Below are 24543 nucleotides of genomic sequence, written 5' to 3'. Positions count from 1 at the left end.
AAGCGTGACCCAATCTCGAATCCACAACTAATCATCTCTGAAATGGAGGGGGTCTCATGGCAACTCCGGTCTCACAAATGACACCGATCCCGAATAAGGACGCCTTCCGTTCCGGCATGCGGGCCGGTATACCGGTCGCTGTCGGCTATATCCCGATTGCCATCGCTTTCGGGCTGCTTGCGAAATCATTCGATATGCCAAACGTCATCACGCTCGCCATGTCATTATTCATTTTTGCCGGCGCCAGTCAATTTATTGGCGTCCAACTGATCATGGCCGGTTCGATGTATTGGGAGATTATCTTGACGACGTTCATCCTGAACTTACGGCACTTCCTCATGTCGGCGTCGTTGTCCCAGCGTCTCGAGACGACCTCGAATCGATTTCTGGCCGCCATCGCGTTCGGCGTGACCGACGAGACGTTCAGTGTCGCCTCGACGCGTGACGAATCGACGCGCGGCCACTTTGTGCTCGGGCTAAATATGATTGCCTTCTTGGCTTGGAACGTCGGAACATGGATTGGCGTCTTTCTCGCCTTCGGCTTGCCCGCCTCGGTCCAAGCGAGTATGGGCATCGCCTTGTACGCCATGTTCATCGGCCTACTCGTCCCATCCCTTACCCGCAAACCGGTCATCGTCGTGGCTGCAATCGCCGTCTTGACTCAAGCCATTCTCTACTTCGGCGTCTCTCCATTCATCCCGCTGTCGTCCGGCTTGAGCATCATCTTGGCCACGATTGTCGCCGCTGGAGCCGGAGCCTTGCTGTATAAGGAGGACGAAACATGATCAGCCTCTTGTTGCTCGTCCTTGCCATGGCGCTCGTCACATATATCCCGCGACTCGTGCCGCTGCTTTGGCTCCGGGACTTGAAATTACCTCCGCTCTTGAAGCGGTTTTTACTCTTCACGCCTTATGCGGTGCTCGCCAGTCTCATTTTCCCGGGCATCCTGCAGGCAACGACCAGTCTTATGTCAGCTTTAGCGGGTGGGGTGGTCGCCGCAACGCTCGCATTCCTTCGGGTCAACTTGATGCTCGTCGTCATCGGCGGCATCGTCGGGGTGTATCTCATTGAAACGTTCCTTTAACAAACAGGTCCGCCCAATTGTGGGGCGGACCTGTTTGTTTAAGCAGAGATGGCCTGACGTCGTAACCTAATGAATACATCGACGAACGCCGGATCCCACTGTGTACCGCGACCGCTCTCTAAAATCGATAGAGCCTTCTCGACTGGCATCCCGTCCCGATATGGACGGTCAGAGGTCATAGCGTCATATGCGTCGGCGATTGCCATGATACGACCGAAGAGCGGAATCTCCTCTCCGACCAATCGATCCGGATATCCGCGCCCATCAATCCGTTCATGATGGGACCGGACACCTGCCAATATCGGTTGTAACGCAGCCGGTAGAGAAATTTGATTCAAAATATGAATTCCGATGGTCGGGTGTTCTTGAATTTGCGCGAACTCATGATCCGTCAGCTTCCCTTCCTTCAACAACACATCGTCACGGATACCAATCTTCCCGATATCATGGAGTAGCGCCGATTTGCGGAGCAGCTCGATTTGTCCGGTCGGCAACTGGAGCGCCTGTGCCAACTCGACAGAATAGGCGGCGACTCGCTCGGAATGCCCGGCCGTATACGAATCCCGGGCATCGAGTGTTGCAGCGAACAAGACGAACAGACTGTTCAACAGTTGCTCGTTTTCCGCATCTCGATACGTGACGTTCGTGACCATCTGATTAAAGCCCGTGACGAGTTGGGCGAACTCATCCGAGTAAGGGTTGTCAATCTGATTCAATCGTCCGGCATCTAACGCGGCGACCCCTTCGGTTAATGCACTGATCGGACGTTTGATGTTGTCATACAGCAAAAAGCTGCTAAACGTCGCGACCCCGATGATAACGACTAAAATCACAGCCGCCCACTGCCAGTATGCATCGACCTGATTGACAGTCGACAGTTGCACCCCGGACGCGAGGATGAACAATGCGACCGGGAACACACCGATGACGAGCATGCTGATCAATAGTTTCGTCCGGACGCTAATGGAGCGATACGTCGCTTGGAGCGGCCGCCCGTACAAGTTTCCGCTCATCTCCTGCAACTGAAGCAACAACGGTTCAACCGAGCGATAGGTCAAAAAGAATTCAATCAACGCATGCAAGATGGCGATTAAAATAGCACCGAACGCCGCCAAGCCAATCAACCGATACGGCAAGTCAATCCACCCTTGTTCGATGGCGAGTGCCGTCATACTCATCGCCGGCACGGACAAGCCGAACAAATGCGGACCGAGAATCCGTTTCACCGTCAACGTAGGAAAGTGACTCGTTTGATCGAACGCCTGTTGAAGCTCCTCATACGTTGGTGTCTCTGTTTGAAACACACGACGGATCGGCCGGATGTGACGCCGATAAAGAAGCAGTTCAAGCCCAATCATCATCATCCCGGACAGCCCCATGATAGCCAAGAGGATGAGCATCTCCGTCTTGGATAAATCGAGCGTCTGAAAGATGAACAGCCCCCCGACACCGAACACGGCGATGCCTGAACCCCATATGTAATTCATGATTAATGTGTGTTGAAATCGTTGAAACATTTTCGCCTCACTCCTGCCTTTTCGTCGACCTCTTTCTTATTATATCGACTAAAGTGACACTTTTTTACAGAAATACAAAAACGGGCCCCTTTTTAGGGACCCGTCCTTCACCGTTACGGACGACGTGGACCTTCGTTGTCATCAAGTGAACGATTGTCTTGATCTGGCGTGACGTTTTCATGGAACGGGTTCGGTTCTGGACCGTCCACGTTCGTCACGTCAGATTGTGAGGCTTGCGGACGATTCGTTTCACGTTTCAACTCTTGTTTCGTTTGATCCGCTTCACGCTTCGACTGCTCCATGCCTTGTTTCGCCTGTCGCTTCGCAGCCTCGGCTTCTTGGTTCATTTGGGCTTTTTCTTGCTCGAGACCTTCTTTTGACACTTCTGTCTCATCGATTCGCTTCTCAGCTTTCTTCAAGTAGCGAGCTGCTGTCTCACGTCCGCCGAGACCGAAGGCAAGGCCGAAGGCGAGCGCAACTGCACCAAGGATGAGCAAGAATGCCGTATTGACGATCATTGGCGCAATGCCAAGTTGACTGATGGCCATGAAGAAGGCGATTCCAAGAATCGCGTACTTCGCGACGTGGCGCAGGACGCTCGGTTGGCCAGCTCCATCTACGAGCACACTGCCGACGAGACGCTCTGCCATGTTCGCGAGCCAGAAACCGACCGCCAAGATGACGATGGCTGCGATGACCATTGGCAAGTATGCGAAGATGGCTGTCGCGAGCGAAGCCATAAAGTCGAGGTTTGCGACTTGAAGGGCTTCCGATACGAACAACAAGATGATGATGATTTGAACGATTGTTCCGATCACTTGTGCGATCGATGTCGATGACGACGAGCGACCACCGAGACCCATCTTACTAGCGAGTGAGTTGACGCCTAAGTTCTCAAGGAGAGACACAACGACGCCTTTCAACCATTTAGCAAGGAAGACACCTGCGAGAATCAAGACGATGGCCACGATGATATTTGGAATCATTGCCAAGACGTCGTTGAGCATCGAGATGGCTGGATCCGAGATTCCGCGAATATCGAGCGCTTCAAGCGCTGAAATCGTGACCGGGATCATAATCAAGATGAAGACGATCGTACCGACCACTTTCGCGAGACTTGACCCTTTTACGTAGTCTGACAAGTGCAGTTTTTCAGCGAAGCGGTTAAGACCTGCTGCTTCCAAGAACTTCGTCAAGATGTCACGGACGATTTTCGCAACGATATAACCAATCGCGAAGATGAGTGCAGCCGCGACAAGTTTCGGAATGAAGGCGAGGAAACTGTTCAACAAGTCTTCAAACGGTCCGCTGATGCCTTGCAACCCAAGCGCATCAAGCACCGCCGGAAGAGCTAACAATAAGACGAGGTAGAAGACGATATTGGCGACCGTGTCGACCCATTTCGTCTGATTGACGCTCGTCGACTCTTGGCCTGTCTTCTCCATCAACTTGTTCAAGTTGAGGCGATGACCCGCCATTTGAATACCTTTTTTCAAGAGCGTCGCAATAATCCATGCGACGAGCAAGATGAGACCTGCTTTGATGACCCCTGTGATCAACCCAGAGAAGCCAGCATAGATTTGACTGAACGGTTGTGTGATAGCTGGTACGTTCATGAATTCGAAGATGATTAAAAATGCGAGAAGCAATACGCCGAAGAAGACGACTTTCCCGATGATCCGCTCAGGCGTCCATCGTTTCTCCTCTTTACCCGGTTTTCCAGGTTCCCCTTCTGGTTTGACACCGACACGATCGTCGAGGCGTGCTTTGCGAAGCGCTTTGCGCGTCACGTTTTCTAGAACTTTCGCCAAAATGAATCCGACGACAAGAATGAGCAATGCGAGCAAAAGCTCAGGCAGCCATGACATGAACGTGTTGAAATTATAAGTAGTATCGTTCATCTAACATCTTCCTCCCATCTCTTTTTAAAAATGATTTCATTTATTTGACTCTTTGTATAAATACCAACATTTTCATCTACCTAAACCTTGCCATTTCCTATTTCCCGATAAAGACTTGATGGGAAAACAGCTTTTTCAGAAAGCATTCTTAAAGAAAGAAGGCGTGTCTTTCTAGGTCAAATGTGATACGAATTAAAAGAAGAAGTCTTTTTGAGGAGGAAGTAAGATGAACATCGCCCTAATTGCCCATGACAAGAAGAAAGATGATTTAATCGTACTTGTGAAAGCCTACGCTCATGTCTTGGAAAAACACCATCTGTTCGCCACTGGCACGACCGGTAAGCGCATTGCCGAGGCGACCGGATTGCCCGTCCATTGCTTTCAGTCGGGCCCGCTCGGCGGAGACCAAGAAATCGGTGCCGCCGTCGCCCGGGGTGAGATGGACATGATTATTTTCTTCCGTGACCCATTGACGGCTCAACCGCACGAACCTGATGTGAGTGCCTTGATGCGTCTCTGTGATGTCTATTCCATCCCTTTGGCCACTAATATGGGTGGAAGTGAGATTCTCATCCGCAGTATCGAGCAAGGCGATTTTGAATCGCTGACCTTGACCCATAATGACAAACCACCTGTATGAACAACTTATCAAGAAGAAGAGAGGAATTTTTCTGAAACCACACGTATCGAACGACCCGGTCGTTCAACAGTTTTACGATCAAGTCCGTACGCATTTAAACGACCTATTAGATGACAAGCAGCAAGCCGATCGCTTGCTCGACAGTTTAGCCGGCTATATTCAACAGGCGGAAAAGAACGGGCAGCCTCTCGAAGGACTCACGAAACAAAACCCGCACGACTATGCTCGATTTTTAATTGAACAACCGGCGACAAACGAGGAGTACCAACGTCGCTACCATATGATGATCGAGGCGACGGATGAATTGAAACCTCATGAGAAAGCGCAGGCGAATCGGGAATTCGATTGGGCGATTGAGCGGCTCAACGAAGTTCAAGTCAAGCTCCAGGATGTCGAGATGCGTGATGTCTCCTTTTTAGCTTATACGAAAATTGAGGCAATCAAGTCATCTCGTCGCGTCTGGAATCAATTCGGTTGGCTACTCGGTATGATTTTGGCATTCGCCTACGCCAACTTATTGCTTGTGATGGATGATGTGTTCAGTCTGCGCTTGTTCACGGCACCCGCTACGCCTTACCCGCTCGATTATTTCGGCTTCGTCCTCCCTGTTCTATTGACTGGTGCCATCTTTGGCCTATTGACGCGTTTCCGTCACCACTTCCAAACGCTAGGACGACGGATTGTCTTCGCATTGCTCATCATAGCCTTGTACGTCGGTTTCGTGTTATTGACCCAGCCCATCTTGTTCGCACTCGGATGGTCGTTCTTGATTCAATTGACACCTGTGTATGCGCTCATCCTGCTTGCGATCAGCGGATTCATGGCCATGTGGACATTGGTCGAGTTCGTCTGGAAGAACACGCGGTGCCACCTCGGCAATGAGACGTTAATGATTTATTATTGATCACGCCATTCTCTCTAGGAGATGGCGTTTTTTGTTTGAACCTTTGCTAGAACGGAAATTACTAATAGCGTGACGTCAATTAAAAAATGAAACGAAATCGAAGGAGGCACAACATGTCGGATCGCAAAATTATTGGGTTGTTCCATGACGAGCAAGAAGTAATGGATAAGGTGAACGAACTCAAACAAGCTGGGGAAGCAGAGAAAAACATGCATGTCGTGGCCAAGCGGGACGGGGAAATTTCCGCCTTGCGCTACCATACCGATGTGAACGCCGAATCGGGGATTCGTGATGTCAACTGGCTGGACCGTGTGAAAGCGTTCCTTCACGGCAGTGACCGCATTCGTGATGAATTGCGGAACATGGGACTCAGTGATGCGGAGGCTGAAGAGTATTATACGTCGATCGATGCCGGCAAATTATTGCTTTACATCGATAAACACTCATACGAACGCTATCCGAATATGTATAAGAAAGATAGTGAACTCGACCATGATAAAGGGGAAGAAGCGGATGGCATCGCCTTCGACGCGAAGCCATTCAATGATCACGACGAAGAACCTCGCGGTACGAAAGAGGACCCGATCGTCCGCGGACATTCCGGTCTAGAAGACCACCGTCGATTATAAGGAGGAAACGAAGATGAGTGAGAAACGGTTTATCAGCATGTATGACACACAGGACGCGGCACTCGGAAAAGTCGAGGAGTTGCGTGCGAAGGGCTATAAAGACTCAGACATCTATGTCGTCGCCAAACATGAAGATAACGTCTCGATTTTGCGTCGTCAAACGGACGTCCATACCGAAGCAGCACACCACGCCGGCTGGTTTGATAAGGTACGGGCTTTCTTGAGCGGACATGAGGACGTCCATGCCGGACTTCGCAATATGGGCTTGAGCGAAGACGAGGTGAAGCGCCACTACAGCGATGTCGAGGCTGGAAAGATTTTAATCTATGTGGATGAAGATTTCGAGCGTCGTCATAATGAAGGGCTGACGATCGATTCGTCACCTTATACCGACTCGAGACACGATACGAGTCACCAAGGCCACCATACGGCCGATGGGCTTGAAATCGATTCGACGCCGTATAATGATCCGAAATCTGACACGACCCGTTCGACCCGCTCAGATCATCACACGTCCGATGGTGTGGAGATTGATTCGGAGCCATATAATGACCCGAAACATCGTGACGCGAACCGGGACGATCGCCATACGTCTGATGGTGTAGAAATCGATTCGAAACCGTTCAACGAATCGACGGCCGACAATCCGAACCGGGCCGTCGACCCCGAGCAGGACAAATTGGATAAAAAATCCGAGTTGACTGACCGTGAGAACAAGTTGCGTGGACTCGATGACCGGGCCCTCCGAAACGATTACGAAGATCCAGACAATATCCGCCGTTTCTAATCAAAATGCAACAAGGACCTGACCACAACCCGGTCAGGTCCTTGTTTTACGTTAATCGGTTTTTCGGCTCTTCTCCTTCGAGCACGTTCACGATGGCTTCCCGATTGAGCGCCATCATGGCAAGCCTTGTCTTGATGGAGGCGCTGCCGATATGCGGCAACGTCGTCACGTTCGGGAGCGTCAAGAGTGGATGGTCCATCGCCACCGGTTCTTTAGCGAACACATCAAGTCCCGCCGCCCAAATCCGCCGTTCCTTCAGTGCTTCATAGAGCGCCGTCTCATCGATAATCTCGCCACGAGCGACGTTGATGAAGACCGCTGTCTCTTTCATTTTCGCGAACTGGTCTGCGCCTAACATCCCACGTGTCTCTTCGGTGAGCGGCGCGAGGACGACGACGAAGTCGGACTGTTCGAGTAACTCGTCGAGTTCCGCATAGACGAAGCCATACATCGATTCCGATTCATGGCGACGCGTCCGATTATGGTACAACACATCCATGTCGAAGCCGCGGGCCCGACGTGCGACCGCTTCCCCGATACGACCCATGCCGATGATCCCGAGTTTGGCCCGGTACAAGTCCATCCCGACGTAACCCATCGGCGTCCACGATTTCCATTCGCCGTCTCGTAAATCGTGTTCTGCTTCCCCGAGCCGACGTGCCGTCATCATCATCAATCCGAATGCGAGATCGGCCGTCGTCTCTGTCAACACGTCGGGCGTGTTCGTCACGACGATGCCGCGTTCCTTGGCCGCTCCAATATCGATATTGTTATAGCCAACCGCCAAGTTCGAGATGACTTCGAGTTGCGAGGCCTGTTCAATCACTTCCCGGTCGATTGTATCACTGAGCATCGTCCAGAGCGCATGCGCTGACGCCGCTTCTTTCAACAAGACGTCGCGCGGGACGCTCTTCGCTTCTTCTTCCCACATGCGGACCTCGTACTTGTCTCGCAGTGGCGCCACTGCTTCTTCCGGTAACCGTCTCGTAATGTAAATGCGTTTCTTCATTCCGTCTCCCCCTTTGTCTTATCTCGACCAGTTTATCAAACGTGTCGAATCAAGGTTTCTTTTTCGTTACTGGATTTTGCTCCATGAACTGCTCGAATAGCGAGCCGAAGTCACTGTTGAGCAGTTGCTCGATTGTTTTCGATGAGTCCATCGCGTTCCGGTACGCAACTTCGTTGATGGCGAGCCCGATCGCCCAGGTGATGCCTGACGCAACAGTCGCATTGATGACACTCGCGGCGGCGTTTGCCCCTGGGAAGAACTTCATGACGTTCAATAAAATCGTCTTCGAGAGCGCCCGACCGATTTGAGGGATGATGGTGCTCCCAATCAGCGTCTTCAACATATCGTCATTCGCTTTCACACCCCAATAACGGAACAAGTGAACACTCATCGTCACTTGAATCGGAGTGAGCGCGATCGCATCGGCGAATGGGAGCGGGACCGCCGCCGCCGTCCCGGCACTGGCGACATAACCCGAGATGATCCGGTTCGCTTTCTTCCGTTTCAGCTTGAGCATCGCCTCGCTCTCTGCGTGAATCTCCATGAGCAGTCCTTCTTGGAGCGATTGGTCGAGTTGTTCGACAGACCAGGTGACGAGACGCTCCCAATCGAGATGGTTCCGAAGTTCTTGGTCATTCAACAGCTCTTCAGCGACACTGACTTGGAACACGGCCTGTTCCGGGACAACGTCCACTAACTCGTTTCGGAGCGCCGTCAGTTCATCTAGGTCGACTTGATCGATTTGCGTCAACAAGACCGCGACCGACGTCGCTTCGTTCAATTGTTTGATGAGCGCCCGATCAAGCGGCGTGACCCGTTTCATCGAGGCGTTGATGGCATACCAGACAAGATGAATTTGTTCGGCCGCCCCTTTCGTCTGGGCCCGTTCGACGAAACCGATGACTTCATCAGCATATGCTTGTTGCCGGGCACTCCCAATCTCATACCCTTCACTGTCATAAAGCACGATGGCGATGTCGTCACTCATGAACTGATGGATCCCGCGCGTCACCGGCTCGCCGGCGGCGACTTTCGTCAAGTCACGACCGAAGACGTGGTTGACGACGGAACTCTTGCCCGACCCGGTCGCTCCCGCGATCAAGATGTTCGGTTTTTTTACTTTTCCGCGCAACCGGTCAAGTTCTTCTTTTAAGTCATACGTATCCAAATTGAATGGGACTTTTTTCTCCATGTCTGTTCCTCCTCATTGATTGAGCGTTCGGCCAAGCCGTCGCATCTCTTCCTCGAAACCGCGGCGCACATCCAGCTCAATCGTCTGTTTAACCAACTCGTATTGCTGATTGACAGCTTTTTTGATACCTCGCTCCGCCGTCCTCCGTTTGAACGCCCAATAGATGAAGTGGACGCCCGGGATCATCCCGAGCACCATCTTCCGAACGGTGCGATTGAATGAATAGTCAAACCCGAGCTCGACCCGGCGTGTTTTGAACACAAGGTCAGACGGGGCACCGACGAGCGGATAACGCTCCATCAGTTGAATGTAGTGACGAACACCTTGGGCCATCGCGGCCTCTGTGGTCTCGGCGGCCTCCTCGAGCGTTCGTTCCAAGTCTTTTTCGATTTGACGGGCTTTCCAACTGATCATCACTTGTGGTGTGATCATGCGGATTGTTTCAGCCGAACGATAGCTTCGGGCGCGCCACGCCTCTAACTCGGTCAATAAATGACGCGTCAAGTTGTGTGGCAGTTTTCGTTCGACGTCTTTCCAGAGGTTGGTCCGATTACGTTGCCATACCGCCTCATATCCGATATACGGCACGACTTGTCCACCGAGCAACTTCTTTTCGACACTATTGACGCGAATCATCGCATCCCGTGAAATTCCGAGCTCGCGCATGAGGACTGCTTCCATCGCCTCCGCCTTCTCGACGTTCATCGCACTGTCCGGGTTATAGTTCGTCAAGATGATCGTGACGTTGCTTCGCTTCGCATAGAGCGGTTTTAAAATGGCTTCTAACTCGTACGCCTCGACGCGTCCCGAGTTGATGGACAGTAAGTAATAAATCGTATGGAACCAATCGGCGATATCGAGTGCACCTTCCCGTTGATTGACGATGGACAATACCGCCTCATGCCATTCGTCGGATCGGTCCGCCTCAAGTCCCCATGTATCGAAGAAACGGAACAAGATGCCTCGCTCAAGGTCATAGTATTCATATTCATGCAGCCCTTCCGCCGTCACTGGGCTGCCGGCACGTGACTCGGCCACATCACGCCCGTAAATATAATTTAAAAAAGCGCTCTTGCCGACCCCGGTCTTCCCCGCAATCAATATGTTCGAGACAAGCCCCGTGTTGTCCATATGGTTCCCCCTGCATTCGTTATATAATAACCATTATACTAAACGGACAAATTTGAAACGTCCGACGGAAGGATGAGACCGATGTTACATCATGTCGAACTGTACGTTTCTGATTTGAACAAGAGCCTCATGGCGTGGGACTGGCTCCTCACTGAGCTCGGCTATACCGTCTACCAACAATGGGAAGAAGGAAGGAGTTATCGTTTCGGCGATACGTATCTCGTCTTCGTCCAAACCGAGGCCGATTATCTCGAGCCGCCGTACCATCGCAAGAAGACCGGGTTGAACCATCTCGCCTTCCACGCCGAGTCGATTGAGCAACTCGTACGTTTCCGTGAAGAACTGACACAGCACGGATTCACCGAGCTCTACGCCGATCGGTTCCCGCACGCCGGAGGACCGTCCTACACCGCGCTTTACTTTGAAGATCCGGACCGGATGAAAGTCGAACTCGTGGCAACGATGTGAACAGTTGAAACGGCTTTCAAAAAAGTTTGTGAAAACAATTGCAAACTTTTTGTAGACCTCCTAGACTTAAGTTGTCTAAAGGAGGCCGTGTTCAAATGGAAAAACAAGCTGTCGAGTATATGGAAGAAGCCGCCTATAAAAAAGCGACGTTGTTGCGTCACGCGTTCGGTCACTACGCACTCCGCTCCATCGTCGCCGGTTTTCTGATTGGAATTGGGGTCGTCTTTGCCTTCTCCATCGGAAACATGTTCATCGATGTGCCAGGAACGATGCTGTTCGCGGGGATGAGTTTCTCGGTTGCCCTCGTCTTCATTGTTTGGACGGGCGGAGAGCTGTTCACGAGCAATACGATGTATTTGTATACGGGCGCGAAACGCGGACGTGTCGACTGGCGCGATTTAACGGCCGTATGGGGCATCAGCTGGCTCGGTAACTTGGTCGGTGCGCTCATCCTCGTCGGGCTCGTCATCGGTGCCCATAGCATGGGCGACGTCAGTGCCGACCACCTGTTATCGGTCGTCGCCGCGAAAAAAATGGGCGGAGACGTACTCGCGATTTTCTTGAAAGGGATTTTGTGCAACATCCTCGTCTGTATCGCTATCTTTATGCCGTTGAAGACGAAAAATGACGTTGCGAAGATTATGCTCACGATGCTCCCGGTCGTCGTCTTTTTCGCCGCCGGTTTCGAGCACTCGATTGCCAATATGGGAATCTTCGGGCTCGCGCTCTATTACGCCCCATCTGAGGCGATCAACCTCGGGCTGGCGTTGAACAATCTCGTGTTTGCCACGCTTGGCAACATCGTCGGAGGCGCCTTGTTCGTCGCCGGGACGTACGTCCATTTGAACGCGAAACCTGCCGAGAAAAATATTGAATCGATCCGTCAAAACGCATAAAAAGACAGGGGCCCCGATGCGCAGGGCCCCTGTTATTGCTTGATTGAATGAAATTAAGCTTTAGATGAGTCGGCAGCAGCCGCTTGGACCGCTCCTTGTGCGACTTCTTCTTCTTCGACATCCCAGCATTCCGTGTTCTCGATGCCGAGTTTGCGGGCCGAGAAGCGCGGGTTGAGACCTTGGGCACGCTGTTCTTCGTAGTCACGAAGGACTTTGAAGGCAACGCCGCCGAGAAGCGTGATGGCTACCAAGTTGATTAACGTCATCCCGGCCATGAACAAGTCGGCAAGGCTCCAAACGAACCCGAGGCTTGCGACCGATCCAAGGAAGACGAAGCCCATCGTGAGAAGGCGGAAGCCGAAGACGGCACCTTTACTCTTCTTGATGAACTCGATGTTCGTCTCACCGTAGTAGTAACTACCGACGATCGAGCTGAAAGCGAACAAGAAGACACTGACAGCGATGAAGGCCGGAGCCCATGAACCGATTTGTTCAGACAATGCGTTTTGAAGGAGTGCGATCCCTTCGCCATTCCCTGCCGCATAGCTGTCAGAGAGAAGGACGATGGCTGCTGTTGCTGTACAGACGATCAATGTGTCTAAGAAGACACCGAGTGTTTGCATGAAACCTTGTTTGGCTGGGTGTGACACTTCTGCCGTCGCTGCGGCGTTTGGTGCCGAACCCATACCTGCTTCGTTCGAGAAGAGACCACGACGGACACCCATCATGATGGCTGCACCGACCGATCCACCGAACGCTTGCTCGATACCGAATGCGCTCTTGAAGATCATACCGAGCACAGCTGGTATTTCTGCGATGTTCACAACGACCACGTAAAGCGCGATCACCAAGTAAAGAACAGCCATGATTGGTACGACGATTGCTGAGAAGTTGGCGACACGTTGGACGCCCCCAAAGATGACGAGTCCAGTCAAGACGACGAGTGCAATTCCACCAACAGCGGCTTCAAGACCGAAGGCGTTATCGAACGCTGCCGCGATTGTGTTCGATTGGACTGAGTTGAAAATGAGACCGAATGTGAAGGCAATCAAAACCGCAAACACAATACCGAGGACACGGTTGTTCAAACCTTTTTCGATGTAGTAAGCAGGACCGCCGCGGTATGCGACATCGTCTTTTACTTTATACACTTGCGCAAGCGTGCTCTCGATCATCGCGGTCGCTCCACCGACGAGAGCGACAACCCACATCCAGAAGACCGCCCCTGGTCCACCGAGCGTGATTGCAACTGTGACACCGGCCAAGTTCCCTGTACCGATCCGTGTTGCCGCTCCAATGAAGAACGACTTCGCCGAGCTGATGCTCTTACTGTCTGTGACATCTGATTTTTCGGTGACGACCCGGAACATCTCTTTTAAGTAACGGAACTGCATAAACCTTGTTTTGACCGTAAAGTAAATCCCGGCCCCGATCAATCCGACGATGAGCACGTACGACCATAAAATGTTGTTTAAAAAGTCGACGCTTCCTTGCAGCAAGTTTTGTACAGCTTCCATGAATAAGTTCCTCCCTGTTGTGTGAATCTAAAGTTGAAATGTTTTATGATGTCTTAGTTCTGAATTATACAAAGATTCTGACAATTATCAATAATTTTTTTATAGGTCAGTTCACACAAACTTCATATGTTATATAACAAAAAGTGAGTGATAGCTTTATTTAAAGCGCTTACAAAGTTAAACCTAAGAAATAATAAATCTTTATTTCCCTACTAATTTTTGATGTCTACATTCAACTTGTTTCAAACCATTCGCTTTATGAATAGGTTTTATTATGAAGGTTATGAAACTATTCTCGTTCCCTTTGAATTATTTCCCTGATTCTTGAGTGAACCAAAACTTACCGGGTAATAAATAACTATAGGTGCGCACCTTCTATAACACCACGTTCAGTCATCAGGAGGAAAGAAGGGAACGAGATGAAGAAGCATCAAAAATGGTGGTCACTCTTGTTCGTGCTCATGTTCGTACTGTCGCTCTTGCCAATGAAAGGAGTCGTTGCGGAAGAAAGTAGTCAACAATGGTGTGTGTCGACGACATCGGACACGACAATATATGCGGGACAAAACATCCCGATTGGTACCGTTGATTTTGAGTTCGTGACCGATGGGCTGAAGATTGTCATCGATTTGAATGACGGAGTCGTCTTGCAAGATGTACCGGAGAATATCAAGATTGATTTCCGTCTATTGAGCGGCTCATTGGAACGAGGAAACCCAGGAGGATACGACTTTAAAGCGTACTCAAACGTCGATCCGACCCACTTGCTAATTCCGTATGCGGACCTCGCGGGCTATTTAGGCGTGTTAGAGTCGACACTCAAATCGGACGGATTCCAATTTAACGTCTTCCTTCACTTGGATACGGTCGTGAACGGCTCTAGCGAGACGGCTTATCCTGGTGATCCGGGATCAGGTACCCCTTGGGTCCGCTACGTCACGTTGACGGTGGAAGAATGTACGCCACCACCGCCACCAATGGACGACTATGACGTGTATACGATCGGCTTCTGGAAAAACACATTCAACTTCGACAAAGTGACGTTCTCCTATGGAACGCTCATTACGATCGACGGCCAAACCTATAGCGTGATTGACGACCGTGAAGCACTAGCCCTGCTCATGGATCCTGCGAAAAAAGGAATGACCGAAGAGAAACGATTGATTATGCAACTGACGGCGGCAAAAATTAACGTCTTGTTAAACGGTGCTGATGTGCTCGACCTCGAACTCGTCTACGCCATAGACAATAGTGAAGTCGGGTTGACCGTCGGTGAGTTGCTTGCCGGTGCGGACGCGGCGCTCGCAAGCAAGAACATCGAACAGATGAAGTATTATCAACAACTGCTCGACCACTTCAACAATGGCTATTTCATCGGTACGTCACATGACTGAACAAACGTGGACAAACAAAAAAGGCAGTCGCTCACTGAGCGGCTGCTTTTTAGATGCCCGTCCGTTTCTTCTGGTTGTTCGGCTTCTTCGTCAACTGGTTCGTCAACGGTTTCTGCTTCGTCCCACGAAGTCCTGTCGGCACTTTCGTATCGTTTTGTTTCTTCTCGGCGAGCTTTTGCTTCATCGCCTCTTGAAAACTTAATTTCTTTTCACTCATATCATTCACCTCCAGCTTCGATCACTTTCACCCGACCGACCTGTCCATCGCTTAAGCGTACTTTAATGCCGTGCGGGTGACGCGGCGAGTTCGTCAAAATGTCTTTGACGACGCCTGACGTCAACTTCCCACTCCGCTGATCTTGTTTTAGGACAATCTGGACGTGGAGCCCTGGGCGAATGTCCGCGCGTTTCGTGCCATCCATACCCGACACCCCTTTCCGTATAGTCAACCTCTATCATATGCTCTTTTCCCGCGTTTGTCACAATCTATTCCACGATGCCGATTTGACTGACCGTTCTCGTCAAGTAACTTTGATCGGTCCTCAATCGACGCTTCGTTTGCCCCCACGCCGTCTCGACCTCGACCCGGCCGCGTTCAAATGAGATTGTCAAAATGTCTCGCCCGTCTGCATTTTGAAGCCTGGCTGCACCGTTCAACTCGTGATAGACGCGAGTCAAATCATTCGCGAACTGGACGTAATCACTTGTCCGAACCGTTTCTGGCTCCTGGTCGTGAACGAGCCGCAACGTGGTTCGTGACGCTTCCGCGATGACGAACCGGAATGTCGTCTCCTCGTTTCTAATCTCGAAGTGATGCATGATCCCACCTCCTAAAAAAGACACCTTCGACGTGAAGGTGCCTTCTCAATTATAAACGATACAACCTTGCTTCGAACGGCCGCATCATAAACGTTTCTGTCTCAATCGTCTCAGGGTCCATCTCATTCGTCAAGACGAGCGTCGCTTTATCGAGACCAGGAAGCGTCGCCTCGGCAGGGTTTGCCGTCAAGTTGACGACGACATAAAATGTCTGTTCTTCAAACTTCCGTTCATAGGCGAACACTTGCAGATGGTCCGGCAGCAAATCACGGTAACTGCCGTACGTGAACGTCTCTTCGGCCCGACGAAGACGAATCATCGCCTTGTAGAACGATAGAATCGAGTGGGCATCCTTCGATTGGGCGTCGACGTTAAGCGTCTCATATTCTTCGTGGATTGGCATCCACGGCTTCGTCGTCGAAAAGCCCGCGTTCGGTGACGCGTCCCATTGAATCGGGGTGCGGACGTTGTCGCGCGACGTGCCCCATACGTGCTGCATCGAATCGATTTCGCTCATCCCGTTGGCAATCCGTTCGAAATATTCATTTTTTGTCGCCACATCGTCATAGTCATGAATCGAAGGGAGCGGTACGTTTTTCATGCCGATTTCCTGACCTTGATAGATGAACGGCGTCCCGTGCATGAAGAAGTACATCATGCCAAGGGCGGTCGCGCTTTCGCGCCAGTAATGGTTCTCATCCCCGACGAGCGAGACGGCGCGCACCATGTCGTGGTTCTCGATATAGAGAGCGTTCCATCCCGTCTCGAGCAGGCCTTGTTGCCACTTGTCAAAGATTCGTTTCAATTCGACGACATCGAGCGGTGCCAGGCGTGACTTGCGCATGATGTCGACGTGGTCAAAGTGGAATGCCATGTTCATCGCCCCGTTGTCCGGCCCCATCCATAAGTCGGCCGCTTGCGGTTCAATCCCGTTCGTTTCGCCGACCGTCATGATGTCGTAATTGGCGAATGTCGCTTGTTTCATCTCTTGAAGATAATCGTGGATGCCGTCGATATTCGAATACATCGAGAACGCCGTGACGAACGATTTGCCGTCTGGAGATGGCAACATCGTCTCGGTCGGCATCTTCTTGATGTGGCTGATCGCGTCGACCCGGAATCCATCGATGCCTTTGTCGAGCCACCAATTGATCATGTCATAGACGGCGCCGCGCACTTCTTCATTTTCCCAGTTCAAGTCTGGCTGTTTTTTCGAGAAGACGTGCAAATAGTATTGTTCGGTCGTTTCATCATATTCCCAAGCCGAACCACCAAAGATACTCGCCCAGTTGTTCGGGGGTCCCCCATCCGTCCCGTCGCGCCAGATGTACCAGTCGCGTTTCGGGTCGTCCTTCGAGCGCTTCGACTCGACGAACCACGGGTGCTCATCGGACGTGTGGTTGACGACGAGGTCCAAGAGCAACTTCATGCCGCGTGCATGGACGGCCTTGAGCAAGGCGTCAAAGTCTTCCATCGTCCCAAACTCTTCCATGATGTCTTCATAATCTGAGATATCATAGCCGTTGTCATCGTTCGGGGACTTGTACATCGGACATAGCCAAATCACATCGATACCAAGGTCTTCTAAATAATCGAGCTTCTCGATGATGCCACGGAGATCACCAATCCCATCCCCATTTGAATCCTTGAAACTGCGTGGGTAAATTTGATACGCAATCGCTTCTTTCCACCACGTGCGGGTGACCGTTTTCTGTTTCTCTTGTTGTCTACTGACCATCGACTCCATACGCCGCCTGCCTCCTATATGTCATGATTTCTAGTTATATACTTGAACAGCAATACCTGTTTTAGGCTCAATCTAATCCTACAATAGCACTTGTGCAAGCGTTTGCAAATAATCAGACATAAAAAAATGCAGTCCGAGGACTACATTTTAGAGACGGTCGCGACTTGTTCACAAAACGAACCGATGACGTCGGCCAACCGCTCGCGATCATAATCCATCGTGGCCACATGGTACGAGCGTTCGAGCACTTCCCGTTGTTTCGGTGCTTGTACTTGTTCGTAGAGCCATACCGAATCTTCTGGAGGGACGACGTTGTCGATGGCGGAATGAATGACGCACGTTGGGACGGCCACCTCAGCCACCATCGGGCGCACCTCCTCGATGAGCGCGAGCAGTTCACGGATGGCTGACGTCGGGACTTTGTCATAGACGATCTCATACACGCCCGGTGCACAGATGTCCGGTTCGTCTTCATCGATGAAGCGACAGACGTCATCTGTGGCGTGACAGGCATAGCCCGGGACCGACAACGCCGCATTGATGGTGACGATCGCATCGGCATGACCGGACAAGGCCGCCTTCATCGCCAACGTTCCGCCCATCGACTGCCCGACGACGATGACGTGTCGACATCGCTCGCGTAAGAGACGGATCCCGGCCTCCATCGACTCGTACCAACAGCGGCGCGTCGAGTGCCGAAATTCTTCCGGGTCCGTCCCATGTCCTTTGAGCCGAGGCGCATAGACGGTGAATCCTTTCTCCATCAAAGCGATCCCGACATCACGCACACTTTGAGGCGTTCCGTTAAAGCCGTGACACAATAAGATTCCTATTTCATTTCCTTCATAAAAAAACGCGCCCGCTCCCGGGATGACCGGATAAGTAATTGTCGTCATTCGTTTCCTCCCTATTTAATCCACAGTTAACCGATATACTTAATTGTATTAATGAATTGTAAGAGTTGGACGACGTCCCGTCAACCCGATTGACCTCTGCCTTGTTTTCTTCTGGTCTGTAATCAAACTGTAATATGAACTTCGCAATAAGTGGATTGAGTTCTGACGTCTGCTTGGTTATGTTTAACATGTAGTTGAAAAGTTGGTAAATGATAGTGGAATCCGTCAATCGATGGAGGGAATACGAACGCATCTTCCTTACATCAAGTCGAGTAATGTAAGCGCTATCATTTTGTTTTGGCCTAAAGGGGGCATCCGCTCAAGCAAGTGACCACACGAACTGGGACATCGTATCGGCCATCTACATAATCAAAGGGAGACTAACACATGGGGAAACCACAAGCACGTTCATTCAAGCAAATGACCGGCCTCGCTTTATCGGCTGGACTCATCGTCAGCAGCATGACGCCGATTGCGGCAAACGTACACGCAGAGACGTTGAACGCTACAGATTTATTCATTTCGGAATATGTTGAAGGCTCTAGCAACAATAAAGCGATCGAACTGTTCAATGGAACGAATGCGGCCATCGACCTCTCGGCCTATAAACTTGAACTGTATTCAAACGGCGGGACGGCTCCAGGAACGACCCTCAACTTGACAGGTACGCTCGAGCCAGGTGGCACGTATGTCATCGTCAACGCCAACGCGAGCGATGCCTTGAAAGCGAAGTCGAACACGACAAGCGGTGTGACGAACTTTAACGGCGATGACACGCTCGTCTTGAAAAAAGGCGACACGGTGCTCGACGTCTTCGGTCAAGTCGGATTCGATCCGGGTACGAAATGGGGAACTAGCGTCGCCACGGCTGACCAGTCGTTGGTTCGAAAAGATACGGTCACGACAGGGGATGCGAACGGCGCCGATGCGTTCGACCCGGCCACTGAATGGAACACACAACCAATCGATACGTTCACGAACCTCGGAGCCCACACGTTCCAAGGCGTCGACTACGGCGATGGCGGTACGGTAGAACCACCGGCGCCGGTCACTCCGATCTCGATCAGTGACGCCCGTACGAAAGCCGAAGGTGAAACGGTCACGATTAAAGGCGTCGTCACGGCGAAACTGGCCAACACGATTTCGATTCAAGATGCGACAGGCGGCCTCTCGGTCCGTCCGACGTCACTCGCCGTCAACGTCGGGGATGAAGTCGTCGTCACGGGTGCGATCGGTTCGTATCGTGAACTGCTTCAATTGAACAGCGCCGTCGTCGTTTCAAAACAAGCGGCGAGCGTCCCGGCTGCGCAAGTTCTCACTGGCGAACAGATCAATGAGGACGTCGAGTCTGAACTCGTCACCGTCAATAACGTCACGCTCTCGGGCAGTGGTCAAAACTTGACGGCCACGGACGGAACGAAAGAATTCGTCGTGCGCGATGAGCGCGGCATTCTCGATTTACAGACGGACGTCAACTACTCGTCAATCACAGGAATCGTGCAACAGTTCGATAACACGTATCAAATCATCCCGCGTGACGCATCTGACACGGTCATCGACGCGTCGGTACTCCGTCCGGCAACTGCGAAGCCAGGTGCGGGCACGTTCGTCGGACCACAAGACGTGACACTCTCGACGACGACAGCGGGCGCTGACATCTATTACACGCTCGACGGGTCGGACCCGAAAGTGAACGGTACGCTTTATACATCACCAGTCCACATTGAAGAAACGAAGACGCTCAAAGTGGCCGTCAAATCAGGTGATGCGTTCAGCGCCGTGACGACGTTCGACTATAAAATCACGGACAAGATCCGCATCCACGACATTCAAGGCGCGAGCCATACGTCGCCGATGAACGGACAGACGGTCGAAGGTGTCGAAGGAATCGTCACGTACTCGTTCGTCTCGAACGGAACGACGTATTACTACATTCAAACACCTGACATGGAAGCGGACCAAGACGCACGCACGTCAGAAGGAATCATCTTGTATGGCGGCCGTTCGATCGCCGGCATTCAAGTCGGAGACCTCGTCAGCGTGAAAGGTCTCGTCAGCGAGTACGCCATCGAAGGATATAGCGACCGTCAACAGACGGACATGAAGATGACGCAAATCGATACACGTAACGGTGGTGTTGACGTCATCAAGAGCGGTGTCGCCCTCCCGACGCCAGTGAAAATCGACGAGTCGAACTTGCCGACCGAGTTCATCGACAGCGACGCCCTCGCCGTCTTCAACCCGGACAAAGACGCCATCGACTTCTGGGAGAGCCTTGAAGGGATGCGCGTCGAGACGGGCAACCTTAAATCTGTCTCCCCACAACAATACGGCGACCTCGTGACCGTGCTCGAAGGAACACCGACGGAGACGTTCAACGGTGGTGTGCTTCTTAAAAAAGATGACGCCAACCCGGAACGGATCCAATTCCGTCTCGAACCAAACGCGGAAGCGCGTGAATTCGATGTCGCGACCGGTGACCGATTCAACGGCCCGATCGTCGGAATCGTCGGATACTCGTTCGGAAACTACAAGATTCAAGCCTCACTCGACGAAATGAAAGCCGCCTTCGTCAAAGGCGATGCCAAGCGCGAGACGACGTTCATCGAAGCCGAAGAGGACAAATTGACGATCGCCTCTTACAACCTCGAGAACTTCTCGAATAACGTGAAGGAAACATCGGATGAGAAGGCACTTAAACTCGCGAAAGCGTTCGTCGAGGAATTGAACAGCCCGGACATCATCGGCGTGACCGAGGTTCAAGACAACAACGGTGAGGGCACAGGCGATTCTGCGGCCGACCAAAGCTATCAACGCTTGATTGACAATATCGTCTCGATCGGCGGCAAATCGTACAAGTACGTCAACATCGACCCAGAAAACAACAAAGATGGCGGTGCACCGAACGCCAACATCCGTGTCGGCTTCTTGTATGACCCGGAACGTGTCTCGCTCACAGAAGGCATCCCTGCCGGTGACGCGACGACAGCTGTCGGTTATGAGAACGGCAAGTTGACGCACAACCCGGGCCGCATCGACCCGCTCAACCCGGCGTTCAACAGCTCACGTAAACCGCTCGCGGCGCAATTCGACTTCCAAGGCGAGAACGTCGTCGTCATCGCCAACCACTGGAACTCGAAAGGTGGCGACACTGGCTTCTTCGGCTCGAAACAGCCGGTCGTCCTTGGCAGTGAAGTCCAACGGAAACAAATCGCACAAATCGTCCATGATTTCGTGGCCGATGTGAAGACGGACAACCCGGACGCGAACGTCGTCGCCCTCGGTGACTTTAACGACTTCGAGTTCTCAGACGCGATGCAAATCTTCAAAGGCGACTTGATGACGAACATGGTCGAAAAAGTACCTGCCGTCGACCGTTACTCGTACGTCTACCAAGGGAACTCGCAAGTGCTCGACCATATCCTCGTGTCGAACCACTTAGCGGCGACGACCGAGATCGATATGATCCACGTCAACGCGGACTTCACGGAAATGTCTGGTCGCGCAAGTGACCACGATCCGGTGCTCGCTCAAATCGACCTCACTCCGGAGCCGGAAGTGGAATTGACACGTTACACGGTCGAAAATAACCGTGCTGCTCGCCTCGTCCTTCAAGACGACTTCATCGGCGTGACGATCGGCAAGGGCACGAACTTCAAGAACGGTATCTTCGTACGTGGCGCTTACACGGAATTGACAGGTGACCCGCTTAAAAACATCGTCGTTCAAGTGAAACCGAAAGAAGCCGGTGCCATCATCGACTTCGACGGCGCGACTGTCAAAGAAGTCGTGGTAGATGGAACGAACTTGGCTGAAATCCGTGGCGCAGAGAATGTGAAACGAATCAGCTACACGAAAGGCGCGTCCGCTAACACGGTCGTCATCAAGAAGTAACGAACACACATCCGATTTAAAAAACCGCAGACACGTCGTCTGCGGTTTTTGGCGTTTTCAATCGTGAAATTCGGGGATTAAGAAGGAGATGCTGATTATCGGAGGATGACGTCATGGAGATGCACAACGGGAACTTATATTGGCCGATCACGGAATCGGAACAGATTGTCTTACAGAAACCAATCAAAAAAGAACGCTACGACGTACTCGTCATCGGCGCCGGCATGTCCGGAACGCTGACGGCCTATACCCTTCACAAGGATGGTGTCGATTTCGCCGTTATCGACCAAGGGAAAGTCGGTGCCGGGAGCACGGCCGCGAATACCGGGCTCATTCAATACTCGAACGACATCATGTTGCATGAACTCGCCGAGCAAATCGGCGAAGAGGATGCCGTCCGCTTCTATAAATTGTGTGCCGAGGCGGTCGATGCGCTCGACGAGGTCGCCGAGACGGTCGATGCCAAAGACGTCTACATCCGGCGCGACAGCCTTTGCTTTGCCAGCAGTGAGGCAGATGTCTCCAAATTGAAACGGGAGTATGAGATGCTGACGAAACATGGGCTTCAAGCCGAATGGCTCGACCGGGAGGCGTTACGCGCACGCTATCCGTTCGACAAACCGGCCGCCTTGATCACGAACGGGGACGCCGAGGTCAATCCGCTCACACTCAGCCGCCAAGTCGTCCGTTACTTGTCGACACAGGACGTCCCCATCTTTGAAGAGACGGACGTTACGGAAGTCGTCGCCGACGGAGACGACTGGCTCGTGCTGACTCCAGCAGGAACGTTCAAGGCGGGCCACGTCATCTTCGCGACCGGCTATCGCCCGGCCCCGCTCCTCGACACGCATCGAATCGAACTCAACCGTTCTTATGCGATTGCGACGAATCCCGTCCCTGATTTTAAAGAATGGGATGGCCAGGCGCTCATTTGGGAAACGAAACGGCCGTACCTTTATTTACGGACGACCGTCGACGGCCGCATCATCGCCGGCGGGCTCGATGAAGAGAAACCAGAGACGCCGCATAGCGAGGCGCTCATTCAAAAACGGGCCGAGCGGTTGCGCCAAGAAGTCGAGGCTTTGTTCCCGATGTATGATTTGACAGTTGAATACGCCTGGGTAGCCTTGTTCGGTGAGTCAATCGACCAACTTCCCTTTATCGGGGAACACCCGGACCGCCCCAATCTCTTTTATTTACTCGGATACGGGGGCAATGGAACGGTGTACAGCATGTTAGGTTCTAAAATTTTGAGTGAGCTGGTTCGTGGGATCGACAGTCCCGATTCTCGAATCGTACGGCTCGACCGCACACGTTAATCCCCTGACATCAGGGGATTTTTTTATATATAAGAATTGGAGTGATTTAAATGACAACGAAACGTAAACCGAAATGGGTGTATCGTCTAAGGCGCAGTCTTCTCTTCATCCCCGCCATGATCTTGACCGCCTATGTCTGGCCGCATGAGTCTATCGAGGATGAACGCGATGGCGCGATCACCCGAACAGAAGCGACACATGAGGAGGGACGCTATACAATCGAGGCGAGGCAGGCCGTGAAGGAAGACGAGGCCGTCCGCTATGCATATGACGTTATCGTCCACGGCCAACCCGACGTCGAGACACTCCAATCGATCAGCCAGGATGTGATCGACGAAGTGGCCGTACAAGACACGTTCCAAGCCGCCCTCATCCGTTTTTATGACCATGAAGCCTATATCGGTACAGAATCTCCGCTCGGCGAGGCCGTATTTGCGCCTGGTGGAGATTGGAGCCTTGCTGATACGGTAAAAGCCGGTTCTTATGAAGACATGACGTTCGGGTGGCAGTTGAAAGAAAAAGAATGGGGCACGCAACTTTCGGACAAGGAAGCACGTATCTGGCAAGCATGGAATCGTGTCTATGAAGCGGAACAGTCGGACGATCCTGACTTGAAAGCGAAGGTGACCCGCACCATTTCCACGAAATACGACTTGAATCCGGAAACTGTCCAACAAATTGTATTAAAGCAGAATGTGTGGGCCGCTTTATAACCTGAATCCTCCAGAAAAATACATCGAATTTTCCTTTCTTTGGCTAAATATATAATTGTATACTAATTGTATAGACGTAACTGGTT

At 51.8% G+C, this 24543-nt stretch carries 23 protein-coding genes; 12 read left to right on the top strand and 11 right to left on the bottom strand.

The features are described 5' to 3' along the window. Positions 1-56: 56 nt before the first annotated feature. Both AC13H5_RS00805 and AC13H5_RS00800 read left to right on the top strand, forming a co-directional pair. Positions 57-785, top strand: a complete 729-nt coding sequence (locus AC13H5_RS00805; protein ID WP_084592950.1) for an AzlC family ABC transporter permease — start codon at positions 57-59, stop codon at positions 783-785. Continuing rightward, a complete protein-coding gene (locus tag AC13H5_RS00800) occupies positions 782-1084 on the top strand; it encodes an AzlD domain-containing protein (protein WP_483546150.1) in 303 nt (100 codons plus the stop codon). The genes AC13H5_RS00805 and AC13H5_RS00800 overlap by 4 nt, the downstream gene beginning before the upstream one ends. Before the next feature lie 38 nt (positions 1085-1122). On the opposite strand, the gene AC13H5_RS00795 is transcribed toward AC13H5_RS00800, so the two are convergent. Further along, complete coding sequence (locus AC13H5_RS00795) at positions 1123-2601, bottom strand: HD domain-containing phosphohydrolase (RefSeq protein WP_483546149.1); 1479 nt, start codon at positions 2599-2601, stop codon at positions 1123-1125. A 113-nt stretch (positions 2602-2714) separates the two neighbouring features. Beyond that, positions 2715-4502, bottom strand: a complete 1788-nt coding sequence (locus tag AC13H5_RS00790; protein ID WP_483546148.1) for a mechanosensitive ion channel — start codon at positions 4500-4502, stop codon at positions 2715-2717. A 226-nt stretch (positions 4503-4728) separates the two neighbouring features. Here AC13H5_RS00790 and AC13H5_RS00785 point away from each other — a divergent pair, with 226 nt between their 5' ends. The 4 genes from AC13H5_RS00785 to AC13H5_RS00770 all read left to right on the top strand — a co-directional run bounded on the left by AC13H5_RS00785 (position 4729) and on the right by AC13H5_RS00770 (position 7462). Then, complete coding sequence (locus AC13H5_RS00785; protein WP_034780495.1) at positions 4729-5142, top strand: methylglyoxal synthase; 414 nt, start codon at positions 4729-4731, stop codon at positions 5140-5142. Further along, the gene (locus AC13H5_RS00780) at positions 5123-6046 is read left to right on the top strand and encodes a hypothetical protein (RefSeq protein ID WP_233005141.1); all 924 of its coding nucleotides are present in this window, start codon (positions 5123-5125) and stop codon (positions 6044-6046) included. Before AC13H5_RS00785 ends, AC13H5_RS00780 begins: the two co-directional genes overlap by 20 nt. 113 nt (positions 6047-6159) lie before the next feature. Further along, the gene (locus tag AC13H5_RS00775) at positions 6160-6675 is read left to right on the top strand and encodes a YflT domain-containing protein (RefSeq protein WP_214797376.1); all 516 of its coding nucleotides are present in this window, start codon (positions 6160-6162) and stop codon (positions 6673-6675) included. 13 nt (positions 6676-6688) lie between these two features. Beyond that, positions 6689-7462 (top strand): YflT domain-containing protein, encoded by a 774-nt coding sequence (locus AC13H5_RS00770; protein WP_214797375.1) that lies wholly within the window; start codon positions 6689-6691, stop codon positions 7460-7462. Between the two features lie 46 nt (positions 7463-7508). Here AC13H5_RS00770 and AC13H5_RS00765 read toward each other — a convergent pair whose 3' ends face one another. Genes AC13H5_RS00765 through AC13H5_RS00755 form a run of 3 tightly spaced genes read right to left on the bottom strand, consistent with a single transcriptional unit; the run spans position 7509 to position 10794 of the window. Further along, positions 7509-8471 (bottom strand): 2-hydroxyacid dehydrogenase, encoded by a 963-nt coding sequence (locus AC13H5_RS00765; RefSeq protein ID WP_483546147.1) that lies wholly within the window; start codon positions 8469-8471, stop codon positions 7509-7511. Positions 8472-8520: 49 nt separating this feature from the next. Beyond that, positions 8521-9663, bottom strand: a complete 1143-nt coding sequence (locus AC13H5_RS00760; RefSeq protein WP_034780484.1) for a YcjF family protein — start codon at positions 9661-9663, stop codon at positions 8521-8523. Positions 9664-9675: 12 nt separating this feature from the next. Then, on the bottom strand, positions 9676-10794 hold the full coding sequence (locus AC13H5_RS00755) for a GTPase (RefSeq protein ID WP_483546146.1): 1119 nt from the start codon (positions 10792-10794) through the stop codon (positions 9676-9678). A gap of 81 nt (positions 10795-10875) precedes the next feature. Between AC13H5_RS00755 and AC13H5_RS00750 the strand changes: the two genes are divergently transcribed. Together AC13H5_RS00750 and AC13H5_RS00745 are read left to right on the top strand one after the other, a co-directional pair. Further along, positions 10876-11262 carry a VOC family protein gene (locus tag AC13H5_RS00750; RefSeq protein ID WP_214797373.1) on the top strand — a complete coding sequence of 129 codons (387 nt, stop codon included), beginning with the start codon at positions 10876-10878 and terminating at the stop codon, positions 11260-11262. A gap of 95 nt (positions 11263-11357) precedes the next feature. Beyond that, positions 11358-12158, top strand: coding sequence for a formate/nitrite transporter family protein (locus tag AC13H5_RS00745; protein WP_483546145.1), 801 nt, complete (start codon positions 11358-11360; stop codon positions 12156-12158). A 53-nt stretch (positions 12159-12211) separates the two neighbouring features. On the opposite strand, the gene AC13H5_RS00740 is transcribed toward AC13H5_RS00745, so the two are convergent. Beyond that, positions 12212-13675: an alanine/glycine:cation symporter family protein gene (locus AC13H5_RS00740; RefSeq protein WP_034780477.1), complete on the bottom strand. Its 1464-nt coding sequence runs from the start codon at positions 13673-13675 to the stop codon at positions 12212-12214. 419 nt (positions 13676-14094) lie between these two features. Here AC13H5_RS00740 and AC13H5_RS00735 point away from each other — a divergent pair, with 419 nt between their 5' ends. Next, the gene (locus AC13H5_RS00735) at positions 14095-15069 is read left to right on the top strand and encodes a hypothetical protein (protein ID WP_034780476.1); all 975 of its coding nucleotides are present in this window, start codon (positions 14095-14097) and stop codon (positions 15067-15069) included. A gap of 49 nt (positions 15070-15118) precedes the next feature. Here the strand turns inward: AC13H5_RS00735 and AC13H5_RS00730 are convergent, their stop codons facing one another. The 5 genes from AC13H5_RS00730 to AC13H5_RS00710 form a co-directional block, all read right to left on the bottom strand. Beyond that, the gene (locus AC13H5_RS00730) at positions 15119-15286 is read right to left on the bottom strand and encodes a hypothetical protein (RefSeq protein ID WP_200881508.1); all 168 of its coding nucleotides are present in this window, start codon (positions 15284-15286) and stop codon (positions 15119-15121) included. A 1-nt stretch (position 15287) separates the two neighbouring features. After that, the gene (locus AC13H5_RS00725; RefSeq protein ID WP_021067949.1) at positions 15288-15491 is read right to left on the bottom strand and encodes a YwbE family protein; all 204 of its coding nucleotides are present in this window, start codon (positions 15489-15491) and stop codon (positions 15288-15290) included. A 64-nt stretch (positions 15492-15555) separates the two neighbouring features. Beyond that, positions 15556-15888 carry a hypothetical protein gene (locus AC13H5_RS00720; protein ID WP_034780474.1) on the bottom strand — a complete coding sequence of 111 codons (333 nt, stop codon included), beginning with the start codon at positions 15886-15888 and terminating at the stop codon, positions 15556-15558. A gap of 49 nt (positions 15889-15937) precedes the next feature. Then, positions 15938-17635: a glycoside hydrolase family 13 protein gene (locus tag AC13H5_RS00715; RefSeq protein ID WP_371819214.1), complete on the bottom strand. Its 1698-nt coding sequence runs from the start codon at positions 17633-17635 to the stop codon at positions 15938-15940. A 140-nt stretch (positions 17636-17775) separates the two neighbouring features. After that, on the bottom strand, positions 17776-18531 hold the full coding sequence (locus AC13H5_RS00710) for an alpha/beta hydrolase (protein WP_034780472.1): 756 nt from the start codon (positions 18529-18531) through the stop codon (positions 17776-17778). A 387-nt stretch (positions 18532-18918) separates the two neighbouring features. Between AC13H5_RS00710 and AC13H5_RS00705 the strand changes: the two genes are divergently transcribed. The 3 genes from AC13H5_RS00705 (at position 18919) to AC13H5_RS00695 (ending at position 24457) form a co-directional block, all read left to right on the top strand. Further along, on the top strand, positions 18919-22425 hold the full coding sequence (locus tag AC13H5_RS00705; protein WP_483546144.1) for a chitobiase/beta-hexosaminidase C-terminal domain-containing protein: 3507 nt from the start codon (positions 18919-18921) through the stop codon (positions 22423-22425). A 113-nt stretch (positions 22426-22538) separates the two neighbouring features. Next, positions 22539-23744, top strand: a complete 1206-nt coding sequence (locus AC13H5_RS00700; RefSeq protein ID WP_034780469.1) for an NAD(P)/FAD-dependent oxidoreductase — start codon at positions 22539-22541, stop codon at positions 23742-23744. Between the two features lie 50 nt (positions 23745-23794). Next, positions 23795-24457, top strand: coding sequence for a hypothetical protein (locus tag AC13H5_RS00695; protein ID WP_483546143.1), 663 nt, complete (start codon positions 23795-23797; stop codon positions 24455-24457). Positions 24458-24543: the final 86 nt, after the last annotated feature.

The organism is Exiguobacterium sp. FD-YE-25-4 (genome assembly GCF_057004685.1).
Note: the sequence above shows the minus strand (reverse complement) of the source record. Positions and strands in the feature narration are given on the sequence as shown.

Excerpts from the sequence above, each read along its gene's own strand:
- AC13H5_RS00740 (WP_034780477.1), bottom strand. The coding sequence starts at position 13,675 with ATGGAAGCTGTACAAAACTTGCTGCAAGGAAGCGTCGACTTTTTAAAC.
- AC13H5_RS00795 (WP_483546149.1), bottom strand. The coding sequence starts at position 2,601 with ATGTTTCAACGATTTCAACACACATTAATCATGAATTACATATGGGGT.
- AC13H5_RS00800 (WP_483546150.1), top strand. The coding sequence starts at position 782 with ATGATCAGCCTCTTGTTGCTCGTCCTTGCCATGGCGCTCGTCACATAT.
- AC13H5_RS00760 (WP_034780484.1), bottom strand. The coding sequence starts at position 9,663 with ATGGAGAAAAAAGTCCCATTCAATTTGGATACGTATGACTTAAAAGAA.
- AC13H5_RS00785 (WP_034780495.1), top strand. The coding sequence starts at position 4,729 with ATGAACATCGCCCTAATTGCCCATGACAAGAAGAAAGATGATTTAATC.
- AC13H5_RS00765 (WP_483546147.1), bottom strand. The coding sequence starts at position 8,471 with ATGAAGAAACGCATTTACATTACGAGACGGTTACCGGAAGAAGCAGTG.
- AC13H5_RS00700 (WP_034780469.1), top strand. The coding sequence starts at position 22,539 with ATGGAGATGCACAACGGGAACTTATATTGGCCGATCACGGAATCGGAA.
- AC13H5_RS00770 (WP_214797375.1), top strand. The coding sequence starts at position 6,689 with ATGAGTGAGAAACGGTTTATCAGCATGTATGACACACAGGACGCGGCA.
- AC13H5_RS00725 (WP_021067949.1), bottom strand. The coding sequence starts at position 15,491 with ATGGATGGCACGAAACGCGCGGACATTCGCCCAGGGCTCCACGTCCAG.
- AC13H5_RS00735 (WP_034780476.1), top strand. The coding sequence starts at position 14,095 with ATGAAGAAGCATCAAAAATGGTGGTCACTCTTGTTCGTGCTCATGTTC.
- AC13H5_RS00750 (WP_214797373.1), top strand. The coding sequence starts at position 10,876 with ATGTTACATCATGTCGAACTGTACGTTTCTGATTTGAACAAGAGCCTC.
- AC13H5_RS00720 (WP_034780474.1), bottom strand. The coding sequence starts at position 15,888 with ATGCATCACTTCGAGATTAGAAACGAGGAGACGACATTCCGGTTCGTC.
- AC13H5_RS00745 (WP_483546145.1), top strand. The coding sequence starts at position 11,358 with ATGGAAAAACAAGCTGTCGAGTATATGGAAGAAGCCGCCTATAAAAAA.
- AC13H5_RS00780 (WP_233005141.1), top strand. The coding sequence starts at position 5,123 with ATGACAAACCACCTGTATGAACAACTTATCAAGAAGAAGAGAGGAATT.
- AC13H5_RS00705 (WP_483546144.1), top strand. The coding sequence starts at position 18,919 with ATGGGGAAACCACAAGCACGTTCATTCAAGCAAATGACCGGCCTCGCT.
- AC13H5_RS00695 (WP_483546143.1), top strand. The coding sequence starts at position 23,795 with ATGACAACGAAACGTAAACCGAAATGGGTGTATCGTCTAAGGCGCAGT.
- AC13H5_RS00730 (WP_200881508.1), bottom strand. The coding sequence starts at position 15,286 with ATGAGTGAAAAGAAATTAAGTTTTCAAGAGGCGATGAAGCAAAAGCTC.
- AC13H5_RS00710 (WP_034780472.1), bottom strand. The coding sequence starts at position 18,531 with ATGACGACAATTACTTATCCGGTCATCCCGGGAGCGGGCGCGTTTTTT.
- AC13H5_RS00805 (WP_084592950.1), top strand. The coding sequence starts at position 57 with ATGGCAACTCCGGTCTCACAAATGACACCGATCCCGAATAAGGACGCC.
- AC13H5_RS00775 (WP_214797376.1), top strand. The coding sequence starts at position 6,160 with ATGTCGGATCGCAAAATTATTGGGTTGTTCCATGACGAGCAAGAAGTA.
- AC13H5_RS00790 (WP_483546148.1), bottom strand. The coding sequence starts at position 4,502 with ATGAACGATACTACTTATAATTTCAACACGTTCATGTCATGGCTGCCT.
- AC13H5_RS00715 (WP_371819214.1), bottom strand. The coding sequence starts at position 17,635 with ATGGAGTCGATGGTCAGTAGACAACAAGAGAAACAGAAAACGGTCACC.
- AC13H5_RS00755 (WP_483546146.1), bottom strand. The coding sequence starts at position 10,794 with ATGGACAACACGGGGCTTGTCTCGAACATATTGATTGCGGGGAAGACC.